Below are 11,035 nucleotides of genomic sequence, written 5' to 3'. Positions count from 1 at the left end.
GATACAGCCGGCGCGGGAATGCCCCCCCGCGCCGGCTGTCCGCGCCTTGTTAATTTTTCTTGGGTAGCGCGAAGCAGTTGGCGCCCGAGGCGTTCGACTTATCGAGCCAGATCGGCCGCGTGTAGTAGACGAGATTGCGGCTGCCCGGCTTCTCGCCGGACACCAGCAGGGTTTCGGCGGCGAACATCAGGTCGTGGCCCTGCTCGGTCGCCTTGTAGCTCAGGAACTTGTAGAAATTGCCCGAATTGACCTGGTCGCAATCGAGCTGCGAGCCTTCACCGGAGGCGAACACCTTCACATCGTCGATCTTGCCGGCATTGCGGATCGCCTGCGCCGCGCCCGACTCCATGATGCCCCAGAACCCGATCGAGGCGCAGAGGTCGGGGTGCTGCTGGATCACCGTCGCGGTGACGTTGAGCGCGGTGTTGGCGTCCCAGTTCGCCGCCTGGTTCGAGACCACCTTGATGTTCGGATCCTTGTTCAAGACCTCCATGATGCCGCCGACCTGGTCGACGCTGGCGGCCGCGGTCAGTTCGCCCTGCACGATCTGGACCTTGCCCGACTTGCCCGAGCCGGTGCCGCAAGCCTTGACGGCTTCGTTCGCCAGCATCTTGCCGATCTCGCGCCAGTCGGCGCCGACAAAGGCGCCGGATTTGTAGTTCGAGGACATGTTGATCTGGATCACGTGCGTGCCCTGGCTTTCGGCGCGCTTCAGATCCTTCATCAGCAGCGTGACGCTCGGATTCTGCACGATCAGCACGTCGGGCTTCTGGTCGACCAGCGCGGTCAGGGCCTGCTGCATTGCCGAGGGGTTGTTGTTGGGATCGCGCACGACATATTTCATGCCGCGCCACTCGGCTTCCTCCTGCACCACCCGGCCCCATTCGTCGGACAGCGGCACGCCGAGCGCGATCGGCAGATAGGCGATTGTCTTGCCCTGCAGCGCCTTGTCGTAGACGGCACGCAGCTCGCGCGCGGTCTTGGTGCCTTCCTCCTGCGCCGATGCCGCAAACGGCATCGCGGCCAGCGTCACGCCGGCCAGCAGGATCGTCCAGAATTTCGTCGTCGTCTTCATCGTCTCCCTCCACAAAGCAATTTCTTTTGATTGATTCATTTGGCGCGGCGGCCGGCTCGGTCGCCCTGTTTCAATCCCCTTGCCGCGCGGTCTCCTCGTCGCGGGGATGCAGCCAGTTGTCGAGCACGATGGCGGCCAGCAACACCACGCCCTTGATGATGTTCTGCACCTCGCTGTTGACGTCCATGATGGTGAAGGCGTTGAGCAGCGTGCCAATCAGGATGCAGCCGACCACGACGCTGAACACGCTGCCGCGGCCGCCGATCAGGCTGATGCCTCCGATCACGACGACGAGCACGACATCGAAGATCATGGTGCCCTGGGTGATCGCCATCTGCATGCTGCCCGTGGTGCCGACCCAGACCAGGCCCGCAATCCAGGCGAGCAGTGCAACCAGCACGTGCTCGAGCACGATCAGCGGTCTCAGCGCGACGCCGGTCAGCCGCGCGGCCTCCGGATTGTCGCCCTGCGAATAGATGAAGCGGCCGATCGAGGTGCGCGACAGGAACAAATGCATCGCGATTGCACAGGCCGCGAACACCAGGATCGGAACCGGGATGCCGAACAACCGTCCGGCGCCGAGATACATCAGGCCCGGCGCATCCTTCGGCGCATAGACCACCCAGGCCGGCGCGATCCAGAAGGCGAGGCCATAGATCACGAAACCGGCAGCCAGCGTCACGAACAGCGCCGGCGCCTCGACGAAAGCGACCATCACGCCGTTGACGACGCCGATCAACACCGCGATCGCCAGCGCCAGCAGCACTGCCGTGAAAACGGGCATGCCGTTCTGCATGTAGATCAGCGCGATCGCCCAGGAACCCGCCATGATCGCGACCTCGGAGAGGTCGATGCCGCGGCTGATCACGATCAGCCCCATGCCGAGGCCGAGCACGCCGAGGATGGAAATACTCCGCAACAAATTCAGGAGGTTGGAGACGGTGGCGAAGCCGTTCAGCGTCAGGCCGAACACGATCAGGAGCGCGATGGTGATCAGGAGCACGATCTGCTCCTGGCTCGGCTTCGCAAACATTGCGCCCAGGCGAGATGATGCCGCAGGGACAGCAACGCCGCGCGATGGCGATTGCACGCTCATCGTTTCCTCCAGGTATTATTTTGCTTGAGACTTTAAGAGTGCCGATTAGTATTCGTCAAATGCATTCGGCGGATACGGATTGATCATTTTCATGCATGTACGCGACGTCGATCTGAACCTGTTCGTCGTGTTCGACGCGATCTATTCCGAGGGCGGCGTCAGCCGCGCCTGCTTCCGCCTCAACCTGACGCAGCCCGCGGTCAGCCATGCGCTGAGCCGGCTGCGCGCGATGTTCAACGATCCGCTGTTCGTGCGCCGCAACCACGTGATGACACCGACCCCGCTGGCCCGGCAGATCATCACCACGGTGCGCCAGGCGCTCAACGGCCTCGAGACGACGCTGACCCACACCCACCGGTTCGATCCGGCGCAGACGCCGAAGCGGTTCGTGATCGGGCTGCGCAACAATCTGGAGGCGCCGATGCTGAGCGCGCTGGTCAACCGGATCAGCACGGTGGCGCCGCTGGTCGAGATCGCCACCGTGCGCAGTGAGCGCAACAATCTCGAGCGCGAGCTGGCCGCCGGCACCCTCGACGTCGCGATCGATACACTATTGCCGCTCTCGGCGGAGGTGCGGCGCGAGCAGATCCTGACCGAGCATATCGCGGTGTTCGCGCGGCGCGGCCATCCCGAGCTCGGCACCCGGCTCGACAAGAAGGCTTATTTGCGCATGGAGCATGTCTGCGTGACGTCGCGGCGCAGCGGCCTGTCGTTCGAGGATTTTCAGCTCCAGCGCCTCGGCCTGACCCGCACTGTTCGCCTGACCTGCCAGAATTTCGCAACCGCCTGCCACGTCGTGAGCCGCAGCAACATGCTGCTGACCGCCTCGGAGAGCGCCGCCTCCGTACTGGAAGATCCCGGGCTGCTGCAATGCTTCCCCTGCCCGTTCCCGATCAGTCCGCACGTCAATTATCTCTACTGGCACGCCACCGCCGAGGACGACACCACCAACCAATGGCTGCGCGAGCAGCTGCGCGCGGCCGCGGCGCTGCTGGCCGGCAGCCAGTTCGGCCGCAGGAACGGGCGCGCGAAGATGCGCCCCCGCGTGGGATATCCGGCGCCGGCCAGCATCGCCGCCGAATAGCCGCGTCAGCCCACCACGCGGATCGGGTCCGAGCCGTCCCAAGTCGCGGCCACGGTCCTGATCTTCTCGAAGAACCGCCCCTTCGATCCCGAGATGTCTGAGATCTCGATTACGGTGCCGGCATGGCCGGCGGTGTCGAAATAGGCGAAGCGTCCCTTGGGGCCGCCGATCTGGCCTTCATGACCGACCGTGAAGCCTGCAGCGATGGCGCGGTCGTAGAGCGACTGGTAGTCCGTGCTCCAGTACGACATGTGCTGCGGGCCCTCGCCGTGGCGCGCCAGAAAATCCAGATACATCGACGGCGCGTCGTTGCGCTGTTGGATCAACTCGATCTGCAGATCGCCGGAATTGGCCAGCGCGATCGACATCTCGACCGCGGAGTCCACGCCGCGATAACGGAACCAATCGACCTTGACCGAGGGGATCAGGAAGAACGGCCCGACCCGCAGTGTCTCGGTCCAGAACTTCAGCGCCGCATCGATGTCGCGAACGACGTAGCCGTTCTGACAGACCTTGCCGAACAATGCACTCATGCGCCCTCCCCGCCGCTCACAAACCGCTGAGCCCGCTGTCGACCGCGAGCGTCTGCGCGGTAACATAGACGCTTTCATCCGACATGAAGAACAGCACGGCATAGGCGATCTCCCAGGCCGTCGCCTGACGGCCGAACGGGATATGGAATCATAGACCGCCATCTGCGATCCCGCCTTCAGCGCCGCGATCGAGGAGATGAAGACGATCGAGCCGCCGTCTTCGAATTTCGGCAAGGCCGCGCGGCAGCACAGCATCGGGCCGCGGACATTGACGTCGTAGATCCTGTTCCACTCCTCCGCGCTGACATTGTCGAGCCCGGTCTTGCCGAAGGTACCGATGTTCAGCACCATGCCGTCGAGCCCGCCCATCGTGCGATGCGCCTCGTCGACCATCTTGATGACGTCGGCCTCTTTAGTGACATCGGCGGCGATCGCGAAAGCGCGGCCGCCGTCATCAGCAGTACGCGCAACCGTGTCCTCGGCCGAGGCACGGTTGAGGTCGGCGACCGCGACATGCGCGCCCTCGCGCGCGAACAGCAGGCTCATGGCGCGGCCGTTGCCGATCGGATCGGTGGCGGCATCGAACACCCGCTGGCCGCCGCCGACCACCAGGATGCGGCGGCCGTTGAGGCGTCCCCTGCCCGGCGCGGTACCCGAGGATTCCGCGCTCAGCGGACGGACATAGCGCTCCGGCTTCGTGTCTTGCCTGGCCTCTTGCGAAGTCTCCGACATCCCGTCAGCTCCGATTCCTGCCGCCCTCGTAGACCGCCATGCCGGCGGCCGGATCGAGATCGGTCTCGGTTGCCTCCGTCAGGCGCGCCATCATCATGTAGAAGCCGAGCGCGACGATCGCCTCGACGATCTCCTGATCGCTGAAATGCTCGCGCATGCCGGCGAAGGCGGCATCGCCGACGCGAACCTTCTCGACCACCTCGCGGCCGAAGCCGAGCAGCGCGCGCTCGGCTGCGTTCAGCGCCGCATCGTCGTAGTTGCCGCGCTCGACGGCATCGATCTGCGCCTGGGTGACGCCGACACCGAGCGCAATCGGCACGTGCTGGCGCCATTCATAGGCGCCGCCCTCGAGCTGCGCGGCCTGCAGGATCAAGAGCTCGCGGTTGACCGCCGACAGCTTCTGCTTGTGCAGGATCGAATTGCCGAGCCGCATCAGCGGAATGGCATTGGCCTCGGCATGGGCCATCATGCGGAAGATGTTGAGCTTGACCGGCATGCGGTCGAACGCGGCGCGGATATCGCCGCCCGTCGTGTCCGGATCAATCAGGGGCAGCCTTGCCACGCGTCTCTCCCTTTTTTTGCTTGTTCGTTGTTCTTGCCGTCGATGCGCCCAGCTAATGCACCGGGCCGGCCGAGATCAAGCCGACCGTTCGACATTGCCCGAATTGCGGGGTTCAGCCATGCGGTTCCGCGCTTGAATCCGCATCCACGGGCAGGCATAAGGAGCGCCAACTCCCCTAAAAAATGCCCTTAGCCCAAGGATTTGAGAAGGATTTACGATGCCCGCCTATCGCTCCCGCACCACCACTCACGGCCGCAACATGGCGGGTGCACGCGGCCTCTGGCGCGCCACCGGCATGAAGAACGAGGATTTCGGCAAGCCGATCATCGCGGTGGTCAATTCCTTCACCCAGTTCGTGCCCGGCCACGTCCATCTGCAGAATCTCGGCCAGCTCGTGGCTCGCGAGATCGAGAAGGCGGGCGGCGTCGCCAAGGAGTTCAACACCATTGCGGTCGATGACGGCATCGCGATGGGTCATGACGGCATGCTGTACAGCCTGCCCTCGCGCGAGCTGATCGCCGACAGCGTCGAATACATGGTCAATGCGCATTGCGCCGACGCGATGGTCTGCATCTCCAACTGCGACAAGATCACGCCCGGCATGCTGATGGCGACGCTGCGGCTCAACATCCCGACCGTGTTCGTCTCGGGCGGACCGATGGAGTCGGGCAAGATCCTGCTCAAGGGCAAGAAGCGCGCGGTCGACCTGATCGACGCGATGGTCGCGGCCGCCGACTCCAACGTGTCGGACGAAGAGGTCGAGGTGATCGAGCGCTCGGCCTGCCCGACCTGCGGCTCCTGCTCCGGCATGTTCACCGCGAACTCGATGAACTGCCTGACCGAGGCGCTCGGCCTCGCGCTGCCCGGCAACGGCTCGGTGCTGGCGACCCACGCCGACCGCAAGAGCCTGTTCGTCGAGGCCGGCCATCTGATCGTCGACCTCGCCCGCCGCTACTACGAGCAGGACGACGCCAAGGTGCTGCCGCGCAATATCGCGAACTTCAAGTCGTTCGAGAACGCGATGACGCTCGATATCGCGATGGGCGGCTCGACCAACACCGTGCTGCATCTGCTCGCTGCCGCGCGCGAGGGCGAAGTGCCGTTCACGATGACCGATATCGACCGCCTGTCGCGCAAGGTGCCGGTACTTTGCAAGGTCGCGCCCTCGGTGCAGGACGTCCACATGGAGGACGTGCATCACGCCGGCGGCATCATGGCGATCCTCGGCGAGCTCGACCGCGCCAAGCTGCTGACGACCGACGGGCCGACCGTGCACGCCGCGACGCTGGATGATGCGCTGAACCGCTGGGACGTGGTGCGGACATCAAGCGACAAGGTGCGCGACTTCTACCGCGCTGCGCCGGGCGGCGTACCGACCCAGGAAGCCTTCAGCCAGGACCGCCGCTTCGACGAGGTCGATCTCGATCGCGAAAAGGGCGTCATCCGCGACGCCGCGCACGCCTATTCCAAGGACGGCGGCCTCGCCGTGCTGTTCGGCAACCTCGCCGAGGACGGCTGCATCGTGAAGACCGCCGGCGTCGACCAGAGCATTCTGAAGTTCTCAGGCCCGGCCCGGATCTTCGAGAGCCAGGACGCATCGGTCGACGCCATCCTCACCAACAAGGTGAAGGCCGGCGACGTCGTGCTGATCCGCTATGAGGGTCCGCGCGGCGGCCCCGGCATGCAGGAGATGCTGTACCCGACCAGCTATCTGAAGTCGAAAGGCCTCGGAAAGGCCTGCGCGCTGATCACCGATGGCCGCTTCTCCGGCGGATCGTCGGGCCTGTCGATCGGCCACGTCTCGCCGGAAGCCGCCGAAGGCGGCCTGATCGGCCTCGTCGAGGAAGGCGACATCATCGAGTTCGACATCCCGAACCGCAAGGTCAACCTCAAGGTCGACGATGCCGAGCTGAAGCGCCGTCGCGCAGCGATGGAAGCCAAGGGCAACGCGGCATGGAAGCCGGCAGCGCCACGCAAGCGCGCCGTCTCGACCGCGCTGAAGGCCTATGCGGCATTCGCCAGCAGCGCGGCCAAGGGTGCGGTTCGCATCCTGCCGGAGTGATCGGCGACAAGTGCTAGGTCACGTGCAAGTCGGCCGCCTCGATCCGGATGCGGTCGGCATGCAGTGACCAGTCGCACAGCGATTGTTCCTGGCAAAACTTGACCTTGGCCATCTCGGTGGCCTGGCCCTCGCTCGAGGCGTCGATCTCAAGCGCGCCCTGGCAAACCTCGCGCTCGCGGCCATTGCCGCCGAGCACGTCCTTCATGAAATGAACGACGAAGCGTGACATGGAACCCTCCCTGCTGCACCGGCAGAGCCCGGGGGTACCACGCTAGCACTAACACGAAAGGGTCGTGAGTTAATTCGGCTGACACGTGTGCGACTTTCGCAGCGGGGAAAACTACGCGCCGGCCTGCGGCAGGCTGGCGGCAGCGATCGCGACGATCTGCGCAAGACGGCGGCCGATTTTCGCGGGCGCGTTGCGGAGCAATGACTGGACCTGTCGCATGAACGTCTTCCTTCCGTGCCCGGAATGGACGGGCACGGAGGGAAAATGGCGATTTCGGGCTAAGCCGTCGATATCTCAGGGAAAATAACAACGGACGCGTTGTGAGGCGGTCGTTTGGCAGTGGGTTTATTGCCTCGATCGAGGCTACGACGAAGGAGATTTTCTCCGGTGTTTTTGGGGCGCGCAACAACGCTCGCACGGCTGGCCGCTTGTGCGAGGCGCGCACCGGCGGAAGGGTTCCCTCCGCCCTTGCGGTATATCTCTCCCGCAAGGCGGCGCTTACACGATTTCGGAATATTGGAAATGTACCCCTGAGTTGCCCGACGCGTCAAGTTGCCCTGCTCGAACGCCGGCAAGCCGCCAGCTCCTTTGCATGGGGTTGTTTTCGATATTTTGGCCGCGCGCAGCCGCGGCCCCGCAAGGGCAGGGCTGACCCTACCCCGGCATGAACCCGAACGCCTTCTCGAACCGTCTTGCGTAGACCGGCCACACCTCGGGATTGATGATGCGCGGCGGGCGCTTGCCGTCGAGGGCGTCGAGGATCTGCTCGGCGGCGATCCGGCCCATGTTGATGCGCGCCTCGCGGGTGACGCCGGCGGTGTGCGGGCTCGCCAGCACATTGTCGAACTGCAGCAGCGGATGATCCGGCGGCGGCGGCTCCTTGTCCCAGACGTCGAGCCCGGCGCCGGCGATACGTTTGTCACGCAGCGCTTCCTCCAGCGCCTTCTCGTCGTGGATGAAGCCGCGCGCGGTAGTGACGAAATAGGCGTGCGGCTGCATCAGCGCGAACTGGCGCGCGCCGATCATGCCGCGGCTGTTCTTGTCCAGCGGGCACGAGATCGAAACAAAGTCCGCGCGGCGCAAGAGATCGTCGAGCTCGACCTTCTCCCCGCCCCGCTTCGCCATCTCATCCGCCGTGAGATAGGGATCGTAGGCGATCACCTTCATGTGCAGGAGGCCCTTGCACAGCTCGGCGATGCGGCGGCCGACATTGCCGAGACCGACGATGCCGACAGTCTTCTCCTTCAGCTCATTGCCGATCAGATCGTTGCGGTTGACATTGGCCTCGCGCCGCAGCCTGCGGTCGGACTGGATGATCCGCTTCGACAGCGTCAGCATCATGCCGAGCGCGTGTTCGGCGACCGAATTGGCATTGCCGCCGGACTGGTTGACGACAAGCACGCCCGCCGCGGTGCAGGCATCGACGTCGACGGGATCGAAGCCGGCGCCGTTCGACGACACGATGAGAAGATTCGGCGCACGCTTCAACAGCTCGGCATGGGCATGAAAATGCGGCGCCAGCTCGTCGCGCGCCGCGCCGATCTGATAGGCATGCGCGTCGGCGAGAACCGGCCCGAACGTCGCCTCCGGCGTCTCGTTCTCCAAACGATCGAGCCGGACGTCCGGCCGCTTCTTCAGGATATCGACGTAGATCTCGTGGGCGAGGTATTTGACGTAGAACACGCGCTTGTTGTTGACGGTCATGTCTTCGAGCAGCTTTCAGTTTGGGAAGCCATAGAGTCGTGCGGGATTGTCGACGAGGATGCGGTGCCGTGTCGCCGCGTCCGGCGTCCATTCGTGAAACAGGTCGAGCAGATGGCCGGCGTCGGGCATTTCGCCCTCGACCCGCGGATGCGGCCAGTCGCCGCCCCACACCAGCCTTTCAGGATTGGCCGACACCAGTGCTTCGTGGAACAGCCGCGCATCGGGATAATCAGGGGCCCGCTGGCTCAGGCGATGCGCGCCTGACAGTTTGGTCCAGCACCAGCCTTCGTCCACCGCACGCAGCAAGCTCTGAAAGCCCGCGGTGTTGATGCCGGCGCCGGCGTCGGTGCGGCCCATGTGATCGACCACGACCGGCAACCCCAGCGCCTTCAGCGTCGGGATCGTGTCGGGCAAATCCTTCACATCGATCCAGAGCTGCAGATGCCAGCCGAGTTCGGCCATCACGCCCGCGTGGGTTTCGGCAACGTTCAAGGGAATGCCGCCGCGATAGTGCAGCTGACCCCCGCGGAAGAAATGGTTGAAGCGCAGGCCGCGGACGCCGAGCACGTGCCATTGCCGCAGCGTGCCCGCCGCCACATCGGCATCGGCCACCGCGACGCCGCGCAGACGCGCGGGCTCGCGCTGCAGCGCATCCAGCATCGCCGAATTGTCGTGGCCATGCGCGCTGCCCTGCACCAGCACGCCGCGGGCGAAACCAAGCGCATCGAGCATGCCGAGGTAGGTCGCGAGCGGCGCGTCCGGCGGCGTGTAGCTGCGATCGCCGGCATAGGGAAAGCGGTCGGCCGGACCGAATACATGCGCATGCGTGTCGCAGGCCTTCGGCGGCAGCTTGTCCTTTGGCGGCGTCACCGCACGCGGCGGCAGGCAGGCGGGAATTTCCGACGCAGCCATGTTCTATTCCGCCTTCATGCCGGCGGCCTTGATGATCGGCCCCCATTTGTCGTAGTCGGCCTTGATCTTGGCGGCGAACTTGTCCGGCGTGGAGCCGATCGGGATTGCACCGAGCTTGCCGAGCCGCTCCTTCACAACATCGGTGTTCACCGCCGCGACGAAATCATGCGAGATCTTGGCCACGAGGTCGGCGGGCATACCGCCGGGTCCAAGCAAGCCCCACCACACCTCGGTGTCGTAGCCCGGCACGGTTTCAGACATGCTGGGCACGTCAGGCAGGAACGGCGCGCGCGAGCCCGTCGTCACCGCCAGCGCGCGAACCGTGCCGGCCTGCAACTGCCCGACCGATTCCGGTCCGTTGTTGAACGACAGCGGAATTTGCCCGCCGAGCAGATCGTTGATCGCGGGCGCACCGCCCTTGTAGGGGATCGCGTCGAGATCGATCTTGGCGAGGCTCTTGAGCAGCTCGCCGGCCAGATGGGTCGAGGTGCCGTTGCCGGCATGGGCGAAGGACAGGCTGCCCGGCTTCGCCTTCGCCGCGGCGATGACGTCGCCGACCGATTTGAACGGCGAATCCGCGCGCACCAGCAGCACGTTCGGCGACGACGCCAAGAGCGAGATCGGTGAAAAATCCCTGAACGTGTCGTAGGACAGCTTTGGATAGAGAAACGGATTGGTGGCGTGGCCGCTCGCCACCATGATCAGATTGTAACCGTCGGGCGCGGAGGTCGCGATCGCCTGCGAGGCGATCACCCCGCCGGCGCCGGGCCGGTTCTCGACCACGATCGATTGCGTCCAGGTCTTCGACACCGCTTCGGCGAGCGTCCGCGTCAGCACATCGACGCCGCCGCCCGGCGGATATGGAACGAGAATGTGAACGGCCTTGGCCGGGAACGGTTGCGCGGACACAAGGCCGGCCACAATCATGGCCGCTGCCGCAATGGCGGTCCGCCAGACCCATCCGGCCATCGACGCCTCCCGTCCCTTGATCGCTACCGTCCCTTTTTCGTTACGCCTGTATCGCACGTTGGTTCGGCGCTGCGATG

At 64.9% G+C, this 11,035-nt stretch carries 10 protein-coding genes and 1 pseudogene; 2 read left to right on the top strand and 9 right to left on the bottom strand.

What is annotated here, in order from left to right:
- Nucleotides 1-49: 49 nt before the first annotated feature.
- Both ACE10X_RS16325 and ACE10X_RS16320 read right to left on the bottom strand, forming a co-directional pair.
- Nucleotides 50-1,075 carry a sugar ABC transporter substrate-binding protein gene (locus tag ACE10X_RS16325; protein WP_038382137.1) on the bottom strand — a complete coding sequence of 342 codons (1,026 nt, stop codon included), beginning with the start codon at nt 1,073-1,075 and terminating at the stop codon, nt 50-52.
- 70 nt (nt 1,076-1,145) lie between these two features.
- On the bottom strand, nt 1,146-2,078 hold the full coding sequence (locus ACE10X_RS16320; RefSeq protein ID WP_375764298.1) for an ABC transporter permease: 933 nt from the start codon (nt 2,076-2,078) through the stop codon (nt 1,146-1,148).
- Nucleotides 2,079-2,250: 172 nt separating this feature from the next.
- Between ACE10X_RS16320 and ACE10X_RS16315 the strand changes: the two genes are divergently transcribed.
- Nucleotides 2,251-3,255 (top strand): LysR family transcriptional regulator, encoded by a 1,005-nt coding sequence (locus ACE10X_RS16315; RefSeq protein WP_304556397.1) that lies wholly within the window; start codon nt 2,251-2,253, stop codon nt 3,253-3,255.
- A 5-nt stretch (nt 3,256-3,260) separates the two neighbouring features.
- On the opposite strand, the gene ACE10X_RS16310 is transcribed toward ACE10X_RS16315, so the two are convergent.
- The 3 genes and pseudogenes from ACE10X_RS16310 to ACE10X_RS16300 all read right to left on the bottom strand — a co-directional run bounded on the left by ACE10X_RS16310 (nt 3,261) and on the right by ACE10X_RS16300 (nt 5,082).
- Nucleotides 3,261-3,788, bottom strand: a complete 528-nt coding sequence (locus tag ACE10X_RS16310; protein ID WP_038382139.1) for a VOC family protein — start codon at nt 3,786-3,788, stop codon at nt 3,261-3,263.
- Between the two features lie 16 nt (nt 3,789-3,804).
- Nucleotides 3,805-4,520, bottom strand: a pseudogene (locus ACE10X_RS16305) (SDR family NAD(P)-dependent oxidoreductase).
- A 4-nt stretch (nt 4,521-4,524) separates the two neighbouring features.
- The gene (locus ACE10X_RS16300; protein ID WP_038382140.1) at nt 4,525-5,082 is read right to left on the bottom strand and encodes a carboxymuconolactone decarboxylase family protein; all 558 of its coding nucleotides are present in this window, start codon (nt 5,080-5,082) and stop codon (nt 4,525-4,527) included.
- 217 nt (nt 5,083-5,299) lie between these two features.
- Here ACE10X_RS16300 and ilvD point away from each other — a divergent pair, with 217 nt between their 5' ends.
- On the top strand, nt 5,300-7,144 hold the full coding sequence (gene ilvD / locus ACE10X_RS16295) for a dihydroxy-acid dehydratase (protein WP_375764297.1): 1,845 nt from the start codon (nt 5,300-5,302) through the stop codon (nt 7,142-7,144).
- A 13-nt stretch (nt 7,145-7,157) separates the two neighbouring features.
- Here ilvD and ACE10X_RS16290 read toward each other — a convergent pair whose 3' ends face one another.
- From ACE10X_RS16290 to ACE10X_RS16275, 4 genes are all read right to left on the bottom strand, one after another.
- Nucleotides 7,158-7,373, bottom strand: coding sequence for a hypothetical protein (locus ACE10X_RS16290; protein ID WP_016840216.1), 216 nt, complete (start codon nt 7,371-7,373; stop codon nt 7,158-7,160).
- A 654-nt stretch (nt 7,374-8,027) separates the two neighbouring features.
- Nucleotides 8,028-9,077 carry a hydroxyacid dehydrogenase gene (locus ACE10X_RS16285; RefSeq protein ID WP_038382142.1) on the bottom strand — a complete coding sequence of 350 codons (1,050 nt, stop codon included), beginning with the start codon at nt 9,075-9,077 and terminating at the stop codon, nt 8,028-8,030.
- 15 nt (nt 9,078-9,092) lie between these two features.
- A complete protein-coding gene (locus ACE10X_RS16280) occupies nt 9,093-9,989 on the bottom strand; it encodes an amidohydrolase (protein ID WP_051002639.1) in 897 nt (298 codons plus the stop codon).
- Nucleotides 9,990-9,992: 3 nt separating this feature from the next.
- On the bottom strand, nt 9,993-10,958 hold the full coding sequence (locus ACE10X_RS16275; protein ID WP_038382143.1) for a tripartite tricarboxylate transporter substrate binding protein: 966 nt from the start codon (nt 10,956-10,958) through the stop codon (nt 9,993-9,995).
- Nucleotides 10,959-11,035 lie beyond the last annotated feature (77 nt).

It is taken from the genome of Bradyrhizobium sp. Pha-3, from assembly GCF_042258325.1.
GTDB classification, from domain to species: Bacteria; Pseudomonadota; Alphaproteobacteria; order Rhizobiales; family Xanthobacteraceae; genus Bradyrhizobium; species Bradyrhizobium elkanii.
The sequence above is the reverse complement of the archived record's forward strand: the minus strand, read 5'-3'. Positions and strand labels throughout refer to the sequence as shown.